This is a genomic window from Aquimarina algiphila (assembly GCF_947494415.1).
GTDB classification, from domain to species: Bacteria; Bacteroidota; Bacteroidia; order Flavobacteriales; family Flavobacteriaceae; genus Aquimarina; species Aquimarina algiphila.
This window is the reverse complement of record NZ_CANLVC010000006.1, coordinates 1002218-1020416: the sequence shown is the minus strand read 5'-3', so window position 1 is coordinate 1020416 and position 18199 is coordinate 1002218. Positions and strand designations below refer to the sequence as shown.

Below are 18199 nucleotides of genomic sequence, written 5' to 3'. Positions count from 1 at the left end.
TAATTAGATTTTAAAACTAGCATATGGGAAGAGCTTTTGAATTCAGAAAAGCACGTAAGATGAAACGTTGGTCAGCAATGGCAAAAGCGTTTACTCGAATTGGTAAAGATATTGTAATGGCTGTAAAAGAAGGTGGTCCAGATCCAGCTTCTAACTCCAGACTTAGAGCAGTAATTCAGAATGCCAAGTCTGTAAATATGCCCAAGGACAATATCGAAAGAGCAATTAAAAAAGCCTCTGATAAAGACCAAGGAGATTATAAAGAAGTGCTTTTTGAAGGATATGCTCCGCACGGGATCGCTATTTTAGTTGAAACAGCTACGGATAATAATAATAGAACCGTTGCCAACATAAGATCATATTTTAATAAATGTGAAGGGAATCTCGGCACATCGGGGTCTGTTGAGTTTATGTTTGATCATACCTGTAATTTTAGAATCAATGGAGAAGGTATTGATCCAGAAGAACTAGAATTAGAATTTATTGATTTTGGTGCCGAAGAAGTGTTTCAGGATGATGATGGAATACTAATCTACGCTCCTTTTGGCAGCTTTGGTGCTATTCAAAAAGAATTAGAAAGTCGAGAAATTGAAATTTTATCCTCTGGATTTGAACGTATCCCACAGGTAACTAAGAAAATCACGCCAGAACAGGCTGCAGATGTAGAAAAACTTCTTGAAAAAATTGAAGAAGATGACGATGTACAAAATGTATATCATACTATGGAGGAGCTTGTTAACGAATAACGTATAACTATATATACGTTAAATATTATTAAAAGCGATTAAAGTATAATAAAATATACTTAAAAAACACAAATAAAAAGAGTTTAGTGGTACTAAACTCTTTTTTTGTTATGTTTTGTAAGGTAACACGACTATAATTAAAACGTATACTATGAAGCAATTATTTGTTCTTATTCTGCTTTCTTTTTCATATTTCACCTATAGTCAACATATGGATAACACCAAACTGCAGGAAATCATTGAAAAAAACGCAGACACTCTTGGTGGAGTTTCTGGTAACTGGAAATTTTTATATAAGGAAACCCCAATGCTTTGCGTAACCGATGCTACAAATAATCGAATGAGAATCATATCTCCTATTACTGAATCCAAAAACCTGGATAAAGATCTTTTATTAGATAGTATGACAGCAAATTTTCATTCTGCTCTTGATGTAAAATATGCAATCTCTAATGGTATTTTATGGTCGGTTTATATTCATCCTTTAAAAGAACTTACACCAGAACAAGCAGAAAATGCAATCTCTCAAGTATACTATGCTGCAAAAACATTTGGCACTACCTTCTCAAGTACTGCTCTTATTTTTGGAGGTGGAAGTGCTAAAGAAAAAAAAGAAGAACCTATAAAAGAACAAAAGACTCATAAGTTTTAATCAACATCAAAACTATATTTAGGAACCTTTCCTTTAACCCCTTTAAAAAACTGATACATATTCTTAAAATCTTCATCAATATTACTACCTGGGTAATATGGATCAGAGATTACACATTGCTTTCTCCCAAAATCAAAAGCGACCATAATAATAGGAACTTTTGCAGCTTTCGCTATATGATAGAATCCTGTTTTCCACTCTTTAACTTTCTTTCTTGTTCCTTCTGGCGCAATAGTCAAACGTAATTCCTCTTTTTTCTTGAATATCTCTGCAATAGCTTCAACTTTATTCTGTCCAGGAGTCCTATCCAGAGAAATTCCTCCAACCTTTCTAAGATACCAACCAATTGGCCATTTAAAAAGTTCTTTTTTACCCAAAAAACTTATCTTAATACCTGCTAATTGTCGTATCAAAAGACCTATATAGAAATCATGCCAGCTAGTATGCGGTACAACTATAACGATACATTTTTTTATAGTATCAGCACTGAAGTCGCCAATATACTTCCAACCCATAATTTTATAATATATGAAAGAAGAAAGACGTCGCATGAGAAGAAAAAGTTAAGAATAATTACAAAGAACGATAAATTTCTTTCAACTTATCTGCATTTATCTTAGATTTCCAATCACACCCTAAAGCATTTTCCCATAGTGGTTCCAAACTTAATGCAACTTTGGTCATAACATTTAATTGTTCTTCTGTTACATCTGCACAAATCCCTTGAGGTAATTTAATATCGTGAAACTCCTTCATCTGTTTAAATACAGCTACTCCTTTTGGGTAATATTCTTCTAATTTATCAAACACAATACAGTTACCAATCCCATGTTTTGTGCCTAACACATATGCTAAACCATAACTCATAGCGTGAGCAACACCTACTTGAGAATAAGCAATACTCATACCCCCGTGCCATGAAGCCATCATCAATTTTGCATCTATATCCTCTTTGGTCAAATTATTTTCCAGAAAAATCTCCTTACACAAGTCCAAAGCTTTTTCTCCATAACTTTGGCTAAATGCATTTAGATAGGTCCCATCTAAAGATTCAACACAATGAATATAGCAATCCATTCCCGTATAAAACCACTGATCTTTAGGAACTCCATTAATTAAAGTTGGATCTAATATTACCTGATCAAATGGAGTGAAATCAGAATTAATTCCAAGTTTACGTTCTGGCCCTGTTAACACTGTAGTTCGCGAAACTTCTGCTCCTGTTCCAGAAATTGTAGGAATACCTACATGATATACCGCTTTATTTTTAACCAAATCCCATCCTTGATAATCAGCGGCACTTCCAGGGTTTGAAAGCATAATCGCTACTGCCTTAGAAAGATCCAAAATAGACCCTCCTCCTATTCCAATTATTCCACTCGGAATATATTGATAATTATCTTTGATTTTGGAAACTATCATATCTACTTGAGAAGTTTTAGGTTCTTCTGCAGTAGATATATATATTATCTCATCAGTATATAATAATGGTATTCTTTCTTCTATGAAAGAAGGATTATTTTCAAAAACACTATCAATCAAATAGATAAAAGGTGCAACTCCATTTCGTTCTGGTGATATAATTTCCTGAATTTGATTAAAACATCCTTCTCCAAATACTACTTTTGGTACCATTGGAAAATTTCTATGATTAGAAGTTATCACTTTGGTGGCCGTTACAGGTTTAGGATTCAATAGATTCTCTTTATTTATTATTTTTTTAGCTCTTTCTAGATCTTCTGGAGTATCAATTTCAACACCTTCATGTTGTGTTTCTACCATCTTAATATTTTTTCCATATTCTAAATACCTAATACATTCAATTTTTTCTGAAGCTTCTAATGAACGCATAGACAAATGATAAAAATCCAAGATTGCTTGTTTTCTAAACGCATAAACCCCTTTATGCTTGTGATACGTATGGTTTATTTCTCTATCTCTTGGATATGGAATAGGTGCACGAGAAAAGTATAAAGCATAGTTATTTTCATCTACAATAACCTTAACACTATTTGGATTCATAATATCATCCCAATCTTCCATTGGGGTCATAAGACTTGCCAAATCAATTTTATCTGAATCTTCTTCATAAAATACGCTTAGTACTTTTTCTAAGCTTTCACGATCAGTAAAAGGTTCATCTCCCTGAACATTAACAACAATATCAACATCCATATTTTCAACGGCTTCAGCTATTCTATCGCTTCCACAAGTATGTTCTTTTTTACTCATAATAGCTACACCACCATGAGATATAATTTCATCATAGATAATATCACTATCTGTGACTACATATACCGAATCAAAAAGTCCAGAATTAATAGTGGCTTCATAAGTTCTCCTGATGACACTTTTACCTCCAAGATCCTGCATTAATTTGCCAGGAAAACGCGTGGCAGCATATCTCGCAGGTATCATTGCGATAGTTTTTAGAGTATTTTTGTTCAAAATGTGTGCTTTTCTGTAATTGCAAAAATAACTTTTTTAAATCAATTTTCTAGAACACCTTTCCATTTAGTTTCTTAAAAATATCTTAAAGCCCAGTATATAAAACACTTAAGAGCTCTAATTCTTAACAAAAAAATCTTCTTTAAAACCAATCAAATATAATTTCTTTTTAGCTCTAGTCACTGCGGTGTATAACCACCGTAAATAATCTTTGGTAATCCCATCAGGGAGATATGGTTGTTCTATAAAAACTGTATCCCATTGCCCTCCTTGAGATTTATGACAAGTAATAGCATAAGAGAACTTAACTTGTAATCCATTAAAATATCTATTATTCTTTACACCAATAAATTTTTTGTATTTTGATTTTTCATTTTCAAAATCCCCCATAACTTCTTGATATAACCTATTCGATTCTTCATAAGACAAAGAAGGGGTTTCAGATGTAAGCGTATCTAATATGAGTACAGTTTCAAACGGTTTCTGATTTGGATAATCGACCATATCAACATTAACAATTGCAAATCTAAATCCATAGAGCTCTTTAATAGAGAAAATCTCAAGCACTCTAATGATATCTCCGTTTGCTATAAATCCTGCTTCACTTTTATTATCCAACCAAAAATAATTATTTTTAACCACCATCAAATAATCCCCCGGAGACAATTCTTCTTCTTGAAAAAGTATTCTGGATCGAATCTGTTGGTTATAAATATTGGCTCTTTTATTAGATCGCAATATAATTACTGATTCTTCATGGCCAGAACTGGCATACGCATCATTTAGAGCTTCCATAATTTCATGACCATCAAAAAATCGAACTATATCAGGATATCCATCTATTTGAAATTGAAAATAGTCATAAAACTCATCATTAAGAGATTCTCTTAAGCGCGTAGCATTCATCAAAATACCACTATTTTCTGCTTGCCGCACTACTTCGTCTAATTCTATTTGAGTAACATCCTTATTAAACCCCATGGATAAGTTATTAGCGTCTAATGCAGGACTTACCTCTAACTTAACAGGTGGTAATTGTGCCGTATCTCCAATAAAAAGTATTTTACAATTATATCCAGAATATACATACATCATCAAATCATCAAGCAAAGATCCATTTTCAAACAATTTACTATCACTTGGTGTATCTGGAATCATTGAAGCCTCGTCCACAATAAAAATAGTATTGCGGCTTTTATTTTGTTTAAGTTGAAAAGCTAATCCTCCGCTTTTATTTTTTTTTGGATAATAAATATTTCTGTGTATAGTCTGGGCGTGTTTTCCTGAATAATTACTAATGACTTTGGCAGCACGACCAGTGGGAGCCAATAAAACTGCATTCAATTTAGCTTTCCATAAATTTTTAACCAATGCTCCGATTAATGTAGTTTTCCCTGTACCAGCATAACCTTTTAAAAGAAAAAGTGAATCTTTTGACCCAGAAAGCACAAAATAAGATAGTCGTTGCAACACAATATCCTGTTTTAGTGTAGGTTCAAAAGGAAATTCTTCTTTTAACAATTCATAAAACTCATTTTCCTTCATTAAAATTATCTATACTATTAGTCAAACCTTTAATTAATAAATCAAAGATAGGGATGATTTTTTGGCAATAAACTTTTACGATTGAAAAAAAATTGTAGATTTGCGTATACACTAATGTTTAAAGCTAAATCATAAAATGAAAATTGTTGTTCAATTAGTTCTGTGGGTAGTTATAGGATTTTTAGGATACTTGGTATTCAATTCTGTTAATGGTCCTGTAAAGTTCAATAAAATAAAAGAAGTACGATATGCCAAGGCTGTTGAAAATTTAAGAGATATCCGTAAAGCGCAACTAGCGTATAGATCGGTAACTGGAAGATTCACAAAAGACCCGGTTAAATTAATTTCATTTATTGACACTGCCAAGTTTACATTAACTCAAAGAAGAGATTCCAGTTTTATAAGATTTAATAAAATACTTAAAATTGACGAACCAAGAGATACTGTAGTTATCGATACTCTAGGATACGCTTCTGTAAAGGATTCTTTATTTAAGACAGGAAGCCATAAAAACATGATGAAGGTACCAATTGAAGGAGTAGAAGCTAATTATGAACTAGATGCTGGGTATATTAACAAAAACGACCTTAGAATTCCTGTGTTTGAAGCAAAGGTTGCTAAAGATGTTTTATTGCATGATCTTGATAAAGATCTTTTATTTCAAGAAAAGGAAGTACAGTCGGTTGATGGAGTAAATGGAGCATTCCTTTCTGTAGGATCAATGACTGAAGTAATGACTTCTGGTAACTGGCCTAGAACTTATGGTGCAAACGATCAGTAATACTATTGATAATACATCAAAAAAATTGTCCATTCAGGTAAGCTTGAATGGACTTTCTTTTTGTACTGTAGACACTAATAACCAAGTAACAGCAATTGAGCAAGAGAATTTTGGTATACGATTAACACCAGAACAAGTCCTGGATAAAATCAAATACACTTTTGATCGTAATGAAAATCTAAAAGAATCGTTTACTACGATAGAGGTAATTCATCAAAATGACTTATATACTATTGTACCAAAACCATTATTTAACGAGGCTCTATTAAAAGATTACTTAAAATTTAATGTCAAGGTTCTTGATAGTGATTTTATTACATACGACGAACTCGATCAACATGATTTAGTTACCGTATACATACCATACACTAATATAAATAATTTTTTCTTCGATACTTTTGGCTCATTTACATATAAACACACAAATACTATACTTATAAACACATTACTTACAAAAGAAAAAAACAATGAATCTATTACCGTTTTTGTAAACATGAACAGTATTGTGTTTGATCTAATTGTAATCAACAAAGGGCATTTAATATTAAGCAATACATTTAATTACGAAACCAAAGAAGATTTTTTATATTATTTAATGTACACTACAGAACAATTAAATCTCAATCCCGAAGAGTTTAAATTGGTATTTCTTGGTGATATCACCAAGAATAGTGATTTTCATAATATCGCGTATAAGTATATTCGTAATGTTGGTTTTGGAAATCGATCTCAAGAATCAAAGTTTGCTTCAAATATTATGCGAGTTGAGCCTCATCAACATTTTGTATTACTAAGTCATTTTTAATTATGAGAATTATTTCAGGAAAATATAAAGGCAAAAGACTCACTGCTCCTAAAAAATTACCCGTTCGACCCACTACAGATATGGCTAAAGAAGGGCTATTTAACATCTTAAGAAATCATTATAATTTTTCTCAGGTCTCAGTTTTAGATCTTTTTTCCGGAACAGGAAATATTAGTTATGAATTTATATCCAGAGGAACAGAAAACATAACCGCAGTGGACTCTCATTATGCTTGTTTAGGCTACATAAAAAGTATTGCTAAGGAACTTGATTCTAATATTGAAACTGTAAAAAGTGATGTTTATAGTTACTTAGAAAAAGTAAAACAAAGCGTGGATATTATATTTGCTGATCCCCCATATGATTTTACTACCGATCAATTTACTAAAATTGCAGCACTAGTCTTCGAAAACAATCTACTAAACGAAAATGGTATCTTAATCATTGAACATTCTAAACATACCTCTCTAGAAGAATCTCCATACTTCAGCAATTCAAGAAAATATGGCGGATCTATTTTTAGTTTTTTCGAAAAATAATAAATACAATTATATAAGACACTCTTGCCCCATTACTGATGCTCGAATTGATAATTCATCGATATTTGTGAGGTTACTTAATGAATTGATTTGATGAGAAGCGTTATCAATTATTTCTTCATAAAAAACAAGGACTTTTTTATCAAAACCAGGAGTTTCTTCTGCAGTGATTTTGAATATATTCATCTGATAAATAAAAGTATTTAAAATATGATGACTTGATGAAAGCATTGCCTTATAAATATTAAGTTTTGCATTTTCCATTTTTATTTTTTTACTTTTTCGAGCAGTATCAATAAAAAGAAATATAAAAAATACAACTATAGGGATTATTATTTCGTCAAATTCAAATTGCTCTAAACTTGCTAATAAAGCAACAAATTTTTCAAACAAATCTAATTCTAAAATAATACATCCAATATAAATAAACATAGATACTACAAATCCAATGAATGTTAGCTTATAATTATTCATGATTTTAAAGATTAGGGTAAAACCAATGGCTTAAAAAAGGAGGTAAAATATAGTTTAACTATATATAAAATTTAGATTAGGTATTATTCATTACCGAAGTTCGAATAGAAAACTCATCGATAGTGGTCAAATTACTAAGAGAATTAATTTGATGCGAAGTATTACTCACTATATCTTCATAATACGCTAATGTTTGTGCGTCAAAACCTGGAGTATCTTCTGCAGTAAGCTTAAAAATATCCATCTGATAAATAAAATTATTCAAGATGTGATGACTGGATTTAAGCATAGCCTTATAGATATTTACTTTAGTATTTTCTACTAAAGTTTCTTTATTGCGTCTAATCATATCCAAATAAATAAACACAAAAAATATGATCAGCGGAATTATCATCTTATCAAATTCATATTGCTCCAAACTTTTCAAAAGAGTAACGAATTTTTCAAACAAATCTAGTTCTAAAACAATAGATGTTACATAAATAAAAACAGAAAACACCAATCCTATAAGCGTTAGTTTATACTTGTTCATTGGTTTCTAAGTTAGGGGTTAGGAAGTGACAATTTGAGAGGTTTACTAGGTTTACGATTCAACAATTAACAAGAAAAAATTGTATTTACGTTGAGAGTTAGGTCGTTTAAATATAACTAAAAAAAGACTCGACTCTAAAAATTACAAGTATTTTAACATTAATATAATACTGAAAAACCAGAAAAAAGTAAAGTGAAAGATATCAACTAAGCCACTTCTTTTCCTTGTGAAGCTTCAAAAATCTCAAACCATTCCTCATCAGTAATCTTAATATCTAGAGCATGTACAGCAGACTTTATTCTGTTAATCTTTGTAGAACCAATTACAGGAAAAATACCAGAAGGATGTTTAAGTACCCATGATATTAAAATTTGGTCAGGCTTTGCATTGTACTTCCTAGACAATCTATCTACTATTTTATTTATTCTCATTATTTGGTCTTCGGGTGTTTTAGAAAAAAACTTACCTCCCGCTAATACAGAATAAGCCATAGGTCTGATTCTCTTATACATACACTCATCAAGAGTACCATCCAAAAAAGGATCGAGATGTAATGGAGAAACCTCTATCTGATTAGTTACTAATGGTACAAACTTATTTAACATTGCAAACTGCTCTTTTGTAAAATTAGAAACTCCAAAATGTAACACTTTACCATCCTCTTTAAGAGTATTAAAAGCATCTACTATCTCAAACGGATCCATCAGAGGGCTTGGTCTGTGAATTAAAAGAAGATCAATATAATCTGTTCTTAGGTTTATTAATGATTTCTCTACAGAATCAATAATATATTCTTTTCTTGTATTATACGATTTAATGGTATTATCAGGACGATTAGGAGTAACCAGTTTTATTCCGCATTTTGTGATTAACTGCATTCTACTGCGAAGCGATGAATTACTTTTAAGGGCGTTACCAAATAATTCTTCTGTTGTATAATGTCCGTAAATATCAGCATGATCAAAGGTAGAAACACCAATTGACAAACAGTCTTCTACTAGTTTACAAACCTCTTCTTTATTTAAATTAGCTCCCCATTCTCCCCAATTCATGCATCCTGCAACTATTCGAGAAAACACAGGGCCTTCTTCAGAAATCTTAACACTCATCTTTTTTACTTTTGAAAATCCTAATTCGTTTATATGCCCTCTAATCAATAATCTATAGCCTCATAGATAATCCTTTGTATCTCTGAACGAATATCGTTTGATATCAACTTTCTATTTGCTGCATTGGGATATGTCCTATTACTTAAAAAAACATATATTATTTCTTCTTCGGGATCAGCCCATGTAAATGTTCCGGTAAAACCACTATGTCCAAAACTAGACATAGATATACATCCACAAGTAGGTCCAACATCTCCCAATTGTGGTTTATCAAAGCCCACGCCTCTACGTACATTCTTATGACAATAATGACAGGTATTAAATTCTTCCAAGGTTTGTTCTCCAAAATATTGCTTACCTCCATAATACCCTTTATTAAGATACATCTGCATTATTTTTGTAACATCATTAGCGTTTGTGAATAACCCGGCATGCCCTCCTACACCACCAAGCATTGCTGCTCCCTGATCATGGACATACCCATGAACAACTTCTCCCCTAAAAATCCTATCATTTTCTGTAGGTACAATCTTTTTCTTTTTAAACTTTGTTAAAGGCAAGTACGTTGTATTACTAGCTCCCAAAGGCTTATAAAAATGTTGCTGAGTTAGTTTATTCAGTGAATTTCCATAATGACTTTCTATATATTCCTGTAATAGATAAAATGGTAAATCACTATACTTATACCTTAATCTATCCCTAAGCTCACTATCTCTAATCTTTAGAATCAAAGAATCCTTCATATCGCTACGAAAATATAGGTTATTAGTCACCTGTATATTAAACTCTTTAGATCGAGTAGTTCTATAGTATTTTTTATCAGGTTTCTTAGTAACAGAATCCATAGTATGCACATAAAATGGTATCCATGCTTTTAATTTAGCATAATGAGAAAGCATAGATCTAATTGTGATATGCTCCTTATTAGAATCTTTAAAAGCAGGAAGTAATTTTCCTACTTTTGAATCTAAAGAAATTATTCCTTTATCTTTTAATTCTATTGTAAGAGGCAGAGTCGCTAATATCTTTGTAAGTGATGCTACATCATAAACATCTGACCCTTTTACTTTCCTAAATTTATCATAGGTATGGTATCCATAATTTTTATTAAATATCACCTTACCTTTTCTTGCAACAACAAGTTGTACACCTGGTGTCATTTTTTCTTGTAGCGCAAAATCAACTATAGAGTCTATTCTGGCAAGTTTATAAGAGTTCATTCCAACGCTCTCTGGCAACCCATATGATAATCTCTTTAACAATCTTGTTTCAAGTCCTGTTCCCACAGGAAAATCAGGACCTATACCTACCGGTAGTTTTCCTTTAGCTTCTAATGCCCCAAACAGTAATTGTGCTGCTTTTTCTTGAGCCACAGTACTATTTTGATACGCCATCAATACACCTTCTAAATTTGTTGTTGTTAGCATATCTAACATAGCATAAGGCCTTGCAAACACATTAAGAACAGTTGTATTAAGTCGAGCAATCTCATACAACCACACTAATTCTTTATCTTTAAATTTGTAAGCTGCCCAGGGAGATGCATTAGACTTGTGAAAACCAACAATTACATAGTTGTAATTACTTAACTGATCTATCATTTCTCCTAATTGATTTGCTTTTACCCAATCAACTTTTGCATATTTTTGCAATTCTTCATAAAATGGTTCTCCAGAATCATCACCCAAAGACACATATGCTATTTTCTTTAAATCTAGATTTTTTATAGGCAGTGTAGCTCTTTCATTCTTAAGTATCGTTAATGAATTTTCAACTAACTCATGATGAAGTGTTTTGTTCTTCACACTATTTAATTCTTCATGCAAAAAACCCAAACTTACCGGTGTATACGAATTTAAGCCAGCTTTATATTTAGCTAACAAAATCTTTCTAACAGAATATGATAATCGTTCTTCTGTTATTGCTCCAGCGTAATATGCAGAAACTATTTTTTGTGACGCTAACGGAACATCTTCTGACATCAATAAGACATCGTTTCCAGCTAAAAAAGCTGCCAAATCAATTTCTCCAGGGCTTTTAAAATCAGAAGCTCCTTTCATATTAAGAGCATCTGTAAAAATTAAACCTTCAAATTTTAAACTATCTTTTAACAATGTTGAAACAACTTTCTTTGAGATTGAAGAAGGATAATTATACCTGGACTCTAAACTGGGAATATTAAGATGTGCTACCATTGCACCTGACAACCCTTCTTTAATAAGTTGTTTATATGGATACAACTCAATGCTATCAATTCTCTTAGCATCAAAACTTATTGTAGGTAATGTTTTATGTGAATCTGTATCGGTATCACCATGACCCGGAAAATGTTTTGCATTTGCCATGATGCCTTCTCGTTGCATACCTTTCATAAACGCTAAAGCTTTCTGAGCAACTATTTCTTTATTTTCACCAAAAGAGCGATTACCGATTATTGGATTTTTTGGATTAGTATTAATATCTACTACAGGAGCAAAATTCATATGAATCCCTAGTCGTTTACAATGTCTTCCTATCTGTCTTCCGGTTTCTTCAATAAGATCATCATTCTGAATTGCGCCAAGTGTCATATTCCAGGGAAAAGCTTGAGTAGAATCCAATCGCATTCCTAAACCCCATTCTGCATCAATTCCAATCAACAAAGGAACCTTAGATATATCTTGATATTCATTGTTAAGTCTGGCCTGTCGTCCAGGGCCGCCTTTAGAAAAGATAACTCCTCCTATAGTATACTCCTCTATAAGCTGTTTTATCTTATCTGTTTCTTTTTTAGAATCAGAAGAAGACACGTTAACCATAAACAATTGTCCAACTTTCTCTTTAAGGGTCATCCTATTATAAATACTATCCACCCATCGTTTCTGAGTCTCATAGTCTTCTACTAGCAAAGGATTTTCTAATTGAGGATAAACACTAAAAGTGGCAAGAAAAATTATGAAAGGAATAAACTTTTTAACAATATGCCGCACAAAAATTTTAATTTAAAAAACGATTATGCCAACTATCTTTTGCAGGTACTTCCCAATTGGTACGATATTCGGCAATATTAGTAACCAGATTATTAAAAACGATAGTATTTGGTGATACTGATCTATTTTTAGCCATTTTCTTAAAATCAGTAAGAGATTTATATGCAACAAATTCTCCTTGTTTAAAAGAGACGTTCATTTTATCCATTAAATCTACATCATAAGCACGTTCTAATTCTAAAATAAAATGAACCGATGCATCAATAGAACACCCTGTAGCAGCATTCACCCCTTGATCTAACCCAATAGTTATGAAACGTTTATATTTGATTTCATAACCCGCTTTTAGATCAGCACCATGCGCTGTCCATTGTGTTAGAAATTCTTTTAATTTTTTCTCGACTTCTTTTTGTTCTTCCTGAGTGAATGACCGATTTGCTTGATAAATCCATACTCTAGATGTCTCGGGAAGGTCATTAAATTCTACCAACATTAGCTATTTTTTACTAAAGTAATAAAAACTATTACTATATACTGTTATAAAAAAGAGTTAATATGAAAAACATATTAACTCTAAGAAAATTGTGTACTAAAGAAAAAATTATAAATCCTGAGCGTTAGCAATAAGCTCTGCTACATCTAACACTTCTATACTTTCTTCTTTCTCTTTATTTTTTACTCCATCTGTCATCATTGTATTACAAAATGGACATCCGGCAGCAATAATATCGGGTTTTGTTTCTAAAGCATCTTCTGTGCGCTCGATATTTACGTCTTTATTCCCTGGTTCTGGCTCTTTAAACATCTGGGCACCACCAGCACCACAACATAATCCGTTCTTCTTACAGCGCTTCATTTCTATTAATTCAACCTCAAGCTTTCTAAGTAAATCTCTTGGCGCTTCATATACATTATTTGCCCTACCCAGATAGCAAGGATCATGAAATGTAATTCGCTTACCTTTAAACTTACCTCCTTCTACTTTTAGTCTACCTTCATCTAACAAGGATTTAAGAAATTGCGTATGATGCATTACTTCATACTCTCCTCCTAGTGCTGGATATTCATTTTTCAATGTATTAAAACAATGAGGACAGGCTGTCACTACTTTTTTAATTTCATAAGCATTCATTACTTCAATATTAGTAACTGCTTGCATTTGAAATAAAAATTCATTCCCAGCTCTTTTTGCTGGATCTCCTGTACAACTCTCCTCGGTACCTAATACAGCAAAGTCAACATTTGCATTATGAAGTAGTTTCACAAAAGCTTTAGTTATCTTTTTGGCTCTATCATCAAAACTACCAGCACAACCGACCCAAAATAGAACTTCTGGTTGTTTACCCTCTGCCATATATTCTGCCATCGTAGGCACCTTAATTGTTTCACTCATATTATAATTTTTAAAGTCCAAAGGTTCTTTCTTTTAAAAAAGTAAAACCAAAAAACTCATATTTTAATCGTGTTTTCCATCGTCAAAAACTTCGATAGTCACTACTCTTTCTACCAACTCGGTAAATTTACCGGTATATCTTGTAGCTTTTACTAAGTGATTATCGATCCAGTGATAATTACCCCCTCTTGGTTTACCCATTAAAAGGCTATGATATTTAAATCCATGGGTTTTTAACCATGTTTCTGTTACTTCTCTATGATCTTCGGTTCTTGAAGTGAAAAAACAAATAATATGTCCTTCATCAAACCACTTGTTTAACGTAACTAACGCATCAGGAAATGGTTCACATGTAACCATTCGTTCTGGTTCTTCATTAGGTACATCTTCGGTAATAGTTCCATCGATATCAATAAGATAATTCTTAATACCTTCTGGTAAGACAGGACTTATATGTTCCCCTTCTTCTACTTTGTCATGCAATAATTTCTCTACTTCTTCCTTCTTCATAATTTCTATTAATCTATGGTTTAATCGGTTAAAAAAATGGTTAAAAATTTAATTTACTATTATTTTAATTATTCGTCACTCCAATTGAGTCTATCCATCTGGTTAAATGGCCATGGAGCTCCGTTATTTTCTATATTAGACATCATATTATTTAAATCAGATGGGGCAGCACTCTCCTCCATTACTAAGTAACGTCTCATATCAATAATAATTGACAATGGACTTATACTTACAGGACAAGCTTCTACACATGCATTACAACTTGTACATGCCCATAACTCTTCTGGGGTAATGTAATCATTCAGTAATTGTTTTCCATCATCTACAAAACTTCCATTCTTATCTATATTATCTCCAACTTCCTTTAGACGGTCTCTTGTATCCATCATAATTTTTCGTGGAGATAATTTTTTACCTGTTTGATTTGCTGGGCATTCACTAGTACAACGACCACATTCTGTACAGGTATATGCATTAAGTAATTGTGCCCAATTAAGATCTACAACATCTGAAGCACCAAACTTTTCTGGTTCTCCTTCGATTTGATCATCTGCAGGAGCCGCAAAAGGATCAGCGCTAGGATCCATCATTAATTTCACTTCGTTAGTAACTGCTTCTAGGTTATCTAACTCTCCTTTAGGTTTCAAATCTCCATAATATGTATTAGGAAATGCTAGTAAAATATGCAGGTGCTTTGAAAAATATAAATAATTCAGAAATACTAATATTCCCAAAATATGTAACCACCAGGCTCCTCTTTCAATACCAATTAATGAAGCCTCTGACATCCCATTAAAAAGTGGTGATATATATTGACTAATAGGATACGCTCCAGCTTTTATATAATGTTCGGCTCCCAAAGCCTGTAATTGAAGATCTGATGCATTCATTACCAAAAACAGAGTCATCAGAACCATCTCGAAATACAAAATTAGATTTCCGTCATTCTTAGGCCATCCTTTCATTTCTGGATTCCAAAATCGTTTTATTTTGATAACATTTCGGCGTACCCAAAATATTACAACCCCAATAAAAACAAGAAATGCCAGAATCTCAAAAGAAGCTATTAAGAAATCATACAATCCTCCTAGAAAGGCAAAGATTCTATGTGTCCCAAAAAGACCATCAATAATAATCTCTAAAACCTCTATATTAATTATAATAAACCCTAAATACACCACAATGTGCAATATCCCAGAAATAGGACGTCGTACCATTTTGGATTGTCCAAGCGCAATCATTGCCATATTTTTAAATCGTTCGCTCTTATTATCTGATCGGTCCACATCTTTCCCGAGTCTTATATTACGAATGACTTTACGAATATTTTTTGTAAAATATCCTACGCCTGCAATCAAGATAAGTGCAAATAGAATATTAGGTATATAGTGCATCATTTTTAATGTATTGAGTCTGTTGGTGTTTCGTATGGGGTATTTTTCTTTCCAAAAACTGAAATGTGAACATATCGTTTTGGATTTAATCGTAAATCCTGTAACAACAATTCTAACTGTTTACTTGTTTTTTCAAGATTACTATACAATTTGTCGTCTTTCAACAATTTACCTGCAGTTCCTTTACCTGCATTTAAATCTTTAGAAATCTTTTCAAAATTAGCTAATACAGCTTCTAACTCTCTTCCTAATTTAGCGACATTAATTTGAGCTAAAGAATCTGACACTTTATTAAGATTAGTGGACATTTTATCCAAATTAGATAATGTATTATTTAATTTACCTTCATTACCTGATAAAATAGTATTTAACGAACCTGAAGCGCTTTTAAAATTTTTAACCGTTATACTTAAATCCTTAAAAATCGAATTTAGATTATTTTTATTGTCTACATTAAGAATCCCATTAACAGAAGTAAGAAGAGTATCTGCATCTGTTATAGCAGCTTCAAGTTTTTCTTGCAATGGAGCAAGTTTATCATTCACTAATTCGAGTAAACCTGATTCTATTTTACCTGGTAGTGTATCTTTATCTTTTGCATCTAACCCTTGTTCATAAACCGGAATAATAGCCAGAGATTTTCCTCCGATTAATCCTCCACCATATACTTTAGCCAGGCTATTCTTAGAAAAAGTAAAATCACTATCCACATTAAACTCTACGATAAGATTACCTTTCGCATCTGCAAATTTAATAGATACAACTTGTCCAACTACCAATCCATTTATAGTTACGGGTGAAGATGGTATTAATCCTTCTACATTTTCATATACGGCATAAAACGTTCTGTCATCTTCCAGGAGATTTTTTCCTTTCAGGAAACTATAACCAAAAATTAAAAGTGCTATAGCGCAAATCGCTAATATTCCTGTTTTGACTTCTCGAGTAAATTTCAAAATAGATTATATTTTAGGACACAAATTTAGGATAAAAAATGTATTAATATTGATAATTCTTTAATGAATTATCAGTATTTATTTAGATTAATTCGAAGATGTGTTAGCTTTTAGTGCTTCTGTCAAAGGAATCAATTCACTATTACGAAAGGCAACAATAAAACTAGAATCGAATCCTTTACCTACAGCTATATCCTTTAATTCTTGTATTAAAGTATAATTAGAAGTACTTCCAAAATAATATTTGTATAAATCTCCAGCTTTAATTTTTGATAGTTGATCTAAGCCATTAAAATTAAAAGGTTGTAATTCTATTTCACTTGATCCAGCTGCAATTTGTACTTTGAATGTGATATCTTCAAACACACGATCTCCTTCCATTTTTACGGTAGTATTAGTCACTTCAGGAGTTTCAGGCTCTGATACTTTATAAATTGCATCAAGGCTTTCTTTATAATCTACAATAGAAGTTATTATAGATTTTGCCATTTCGGCTTGCCCTTTTTTAGAATTAAGATATTTTCCTTCACTATTATTGGTAAGAAAACCAAGTTCTATAAGAACACTAGGCATATATGTTTGATGTAGTACTACAAAACCAGCTTGTTTTACCCCTCTACTTTTTCTACTTAATGTTTTTTTGAACCTATTTTGCACAAAACTAGCTAAAGTCAGGCTCTGATCCAGGTACTCTTCCTGCATTAGCGTTAACCCTATAATTGATTCTGGAGAATTGGGATCAAAACCATCATAATTAGCTTCATAATTATCTTCTAAAAGAATAACTGAGTTTTCATTTTTGGCTACATTAAAATTCTCTTTATTTGCATGCAAACCAAGCACAAAAGTCTCAGTTCCATACGCTTGAGAGCGGTGAGAATTACAATGCACAGACACAAATAAATCTGCACCAGCTTTATTTGCTATACTTCCCCGTTCATGTAACTCTATAAAATCATCTGTTTTACGTGTATATACAACTTTGAATCTATCATCTTTTTCTAAAGTTGCTCCAACAGCCAAAACGACATTTAAAGCAATTTCTTTTTCTTTATACCCGTTTCCTCTGTTACCTGGGTCATGTCCTCCATGTCCAGCATCCAGAACCACTATAAATTTGTCATTTTCTTGAGAAATTATAGTAGCATTAAATGCAGATACTATAAAAATTAATAAAAAAACACTGTGTATTATACTTCGTTTCATCAATTACAAATAATTTTACTACTAATTTTGAAACATTCCCATTATGTTTCAGTATTTAATATAACAAGTTAAAAATCTAAAGATTGTGTCTAATAAAATAAACTTATATCTTCTATGTTTATATAACTTAGAAGACATGC

General features: G+C 32.0%; 18 protein-coding genes. 5 read left to right on the top strand and 13 right to left on the bottom strand.

The window, feature by feature from the left end; translation table 11 throughout:
* The first annotated feature begins 23 nt into the window (after positions 1-23).
* On the top strand, positions 24-746 hold the full coding sequence (locus PQF96_RS13755) for a YebC/PmpR family DNA-binding transcriptional regulator (RefSeq protein WP_143917885.1): 723 nt from the start codon (positions 24-26) through the stop codon (positions 744-746).
* 151 nt (positions 747-897) lie between these two features.
* Positions 898-1398, top strand: a complete 501-nt coding sequence (locus PQF96_RS13750; RefSeq protein WP_235011022.1) for a hypothetical protein — start codon at positions 898-900, stop codon at positions 1396-1398.
* On the opposite strand, the gene PQF96_RS13745 is transcribed toward PQF96_RS13750, so the two are convergent.
* The 3 genes from PQF96_RS13745 to PQF96_RS13730 form a co-directional block, all read right to left on the bottom strand.
* Positions 1395-1913, bottom strand: coding sequence for a 1-acyl-sn-glycerol-3-phosphate acyltransferase (locus PQF96_RS13745; RefSeq protein ID WP_333968009.1), 519 nt, complete (start codon positions 1911-1913; stop codon positions 1395-1397). The genes PQF96_RS13750 and PQF96_RS13745 overlap by 4 nt on opposite strands.
* Positions 1914-1971: 58 nt before the next feature.
* A complete protein-coding gene (gene kdsB / locus PQF96_RS28650) occupies positions 1972-3816 on the bottom strand; it encodes a 3-deoxy-manno-octulosonate cytidylyltransferase (protein WP_109438357.1) in 1845 nt (614 codons plus the stop codon).
* Positions 3817-3963: 147 nt separating this feature from the next.
* Positions 3964-5391, bottom strand: a complete 1428-nt coding sequence (locus PQF96_RS13730) for an ATP-dependent DNA helicase (RefSeq protein ID WP_109438356.1) — start codon at positions 5389-5391, stop codon at positions 3964-3966.
* 136 nt (positions 5392-5527) lie between these two features.
* Between PQF96_RS13730 and PQF96_RS13725 the strand changes: the two genes are divergently transcribed.
* Genes PQF96_RS13725 through PQF96_RS13715 form a run of 3 tightly spaced genes read left to right on the top strand, consistent with a single transcriptional unit; the run spans position 5528 to position 7516 of the window.
* Positions 5528-6172, top strand: coding sequence for a hypothetical protein (locus PQF96_RS13725; protein WP_109438355.1), 645 nt, complete (start codon positions 5528-5530; stop codon positions 6170-6172).
* Complete coding sequence (locus PQF96_RS13720; RefSeq protein WP_271766854.1) at positions 6153-6977, top strand: DUF3822 family protein; 825 nt, start codon at positions 6153-6155, stop codon at positions 6975-6977. The genes PQF96_RS13725 and PQF96_RS13720 overlap by 20 nt, the downstream gene beginning before the upstream one ends.
* Before the next feature lie 2 nt (positions 6978-6979).
* The gene (locus tag PQF96_RS13715) at positions 6980-7516 is read left to right on the top strand and encodes an RsmD family RNA methyltransferase (RefSeq protein WP_271766852.1); all 537 of its coding nucleotides are present in this window, start codon (positions 6980-6982) and stop codon (positions 7514-7516) included.
* Positions 7517-7525: 9 nt separating this feature from the next.
* Here the strand turns inward: PQF96_RS13715 and PQF96_RS13710 are convergent, their stop codons facing one another.
* The 10 genes from PQF96_RS13710 to PQF96_RS13665 all read right to left on the bottom strand — a co-directional run bounded on the left by PQF96_RS13710 (position 7526) and on the right by PQF96_RS13665 (position 18059).
* On the bottom strand, positions 7526-7990 hold the full coding sequence (locus PQF96_RS13710) for a hypothetical protein (protein ID WP_271766850.1): 465 nt from the start codon (positions 7988-7990) through the stop codon (positions 7526-7528).
* 76 nt (positions 7991-8066) lie between these two features.
* Entirely contained in the window at positions 8067-8522 is a 456-nt protein-coding gene (locus PQF96_RS13705) for a hypothetical protein (protein ID WP_109438351.1), read from the bottom strand.
* Positions 8523-8728: 206 nt separating this feature from the next.
* Positions 8729-9631 carry an aldo/keto reductase gene (locus PQF96_RS13700; protein ID WP_271766848.1) on the bottom strand — a complete coding sequence of 301 codons (903 nt, stop codon included), beginning with the start codon at positions 9629-9631 and terminating at the stop codon, positions 8729-8731.
* Positions 9632-9675: 44 nt separating this feature from the next.
* The gene (locus tag PQF96_RS13695) at positions 9676-12600 is read right to left on the bottom strand and encodes a glycoside hydrolase family 3 N-terminal domain-containing protein (RefSeq protein ID WP_408629609.1); all 2925 of its coding nucleotides are present in this window, start codon (positions 12598-12600) and stop codon (positions 9676-9678) included.
* Between the two features lie 7 nt (positions 12601-12607).
* On the bottom strand, positions 12608-13093 hold the full coding sequence (locus PQF96_RS13690) for an ABC transporter ATPase (protein WP_271766846.1): 486 nt from the start codon (positions 13091-13093) through the stop codon (positions 12608-12610).
* A gap of 108 nt (positions 13094-13201) precedes the next feature.
* Positions 13202-13993 carry a (Fe-S)-binding protein gene (locus PQF96_RS13685; RefSeq protein WP_143917890.1) on the bottom strand — a complete coding sequence of 264 codons (792 nt, stop codon included), beginning with the start codon at positions 13991-13993 and terminating at the stop codon, positions 13202-13204.
* A gap of 63 nt (positions 13994-14056) precedes the next feature.
* Positions 14057-14503 (bottom strand): LNS2 domain-containing protein, encoded by a 447-nt coding sequence (locus PQF96_RS13680; protein WP_109438348.1) that lies wholly within the window; start codon positions 14501-14503, stop codon positions 14057-14059.
* A gap of 68 nt (positions 14504-14571) precedes the next feature.
* Positions 14572-15897: a (Fe-S)-binding protein gene (locus tag PQF96_RS13675; protein ID WP_271767085.1), complete on the bottom strand. Its 1326-nt coding sequence runs from the start codon at positions 15895-15897 to the stop codon at positions 14572-14574.
* Between the two features lie 5 nt (positions 15898-15902).
* Positions 15903-16853 carry an MlaD family protein gene (locus tag PQF96_RS13670; RefSeq protein ID WP_271766845.1) on the bottom strand — a complete coding sequence of 317 codons (951 nt, stop codon included), beginning with the start codon at positions 16851-16853 and terminating at the stop codon, positions 15903-15905.
* Positions 16854-16940: 87 nt separating this feature from the next.
* Positions 16941-18059, bottom strand: coding sequence for an N-acetylmuramoyl-L-alanine amidase family protein (locus PQF96_RS13665; RefSeq protein ID WP_271766844.1), 1119 nt, complete (start codon positions 18057-18059; stop codon positions 16941-16943).
* Between the last annotated feature and the right edge of the window lie 140 nt (positions 18060-18199).

Bases quoted from the DNA above. Each gene is read 5' to 3' on its own strand.
- PQF96_RS13665 (WP_271766844.1), bottom strand. From the start codon at position 18,059: ATGAAACGAAGTATAATACACAGTGTTTTTTTATTAATTTTTATAGTA.
- PQF96_RS13715 (WP_271766852.1), top strand. From the start codon at position 6,980: ATGAGAATTATTTCAGGAAAATATAAAGGCAAAAGACTCACTGCTCCT.
- PQF96_RS13730 (WP_109438356.1), bottom strand. From the start codon at position 5,391: ATGAAGGAAAATGAGTTTTATGAATTGTTAAAAGAAGAATTTCCTTTT.
- PQF96_RS13750 (WP_235011022.1), top strand. From the start codon at position 898: ATGAAGCAATTATTTGTTCTTATTCTGCTTTCTTTTTCATATTTCACC.
- PQF96_RS13745 (WP_333968009.1), bottom strand. From the start codon at position 1,913: ATGGGTTGGAAGTATATTGGCGACTTCAGTGCTGATACTATAAAAAAA.
- PQF96_RS13675 (WP_271767085.1), bottom strand. From the start codon at position 15,897: ATGCACTATATACCTAATATTCTATTTGCACTTATCTTGATTGCAGGC.
- PQF96_RS13720 (WP_271766854.1), top strand. From the start codon at position 6,153: ATGGTGCAAACGATCAGTAATACTATTGATAATACATCAAAAAAATTG.
- PQF96_RS13755 (WP_143917885.1), top strand. From the start codon at position 24: ATGGGAAGAGCTTTTGAATTCAGAAAAGCACGTAAGATGAAACGTTGG.
- kdsB (WP_109438357.1), bottom strand. From the start codon at position 3,816: ATGATACCTGCGAGATATGCTGCCACGCGTTTTCCTGGCAAATTAATG.
- PQF96_RS13685 (WP_143917890.1), bottom strand. From the start codon at position 13,993: ATGAGTGAAACAATTAAGGTGCCTACGATGGCAGAATATATGGCAGAG.
- PQF96_RS13680 (WP_109438348.1), bottom strand. From the start codon at position 14,503: ATGAAGAAGGAAGAAGTAGAGAAATTATTGCATGACAAAGTAGAAGAA.
- PQF96_RS13705 (WP_109438351.1), bottom strand. From the start codon at position 8,522: ATGAACAAGTATAAACTAACGCTTATAGGATTGGTGTTTTCTGTTTTT.
- PQF96_RS13710 (WP_271766850.1), bottom strand. From the start codon at position 7,990: ATGAATAATTATAAGCTAACATTCATTGGATTTGTAGTATCTATGTTT.
- PQF96_RS13690 (WP_271766846.1), bottom strand. From the start codon at position 13,093: ATGTTGGTAGAATTTAATGACCTTCCCGAGACATCTAGAGTATGGATT.
- PQF96_RS13700 (WP_271766848.1), bottom strand. From the start codon at position 9,631: ATGAGTGTTAAGATTTCTGAAGAAGGCCCTGTGTTTTCTCGAATAGTT.
- PQF96_RS13725 (WP_109438355.1), top strand. From the start codon at position 5,528: ATGAAAATTGTTGTTCAATTAGTTCTGTGGGTAGTTATAGGATTTTTA.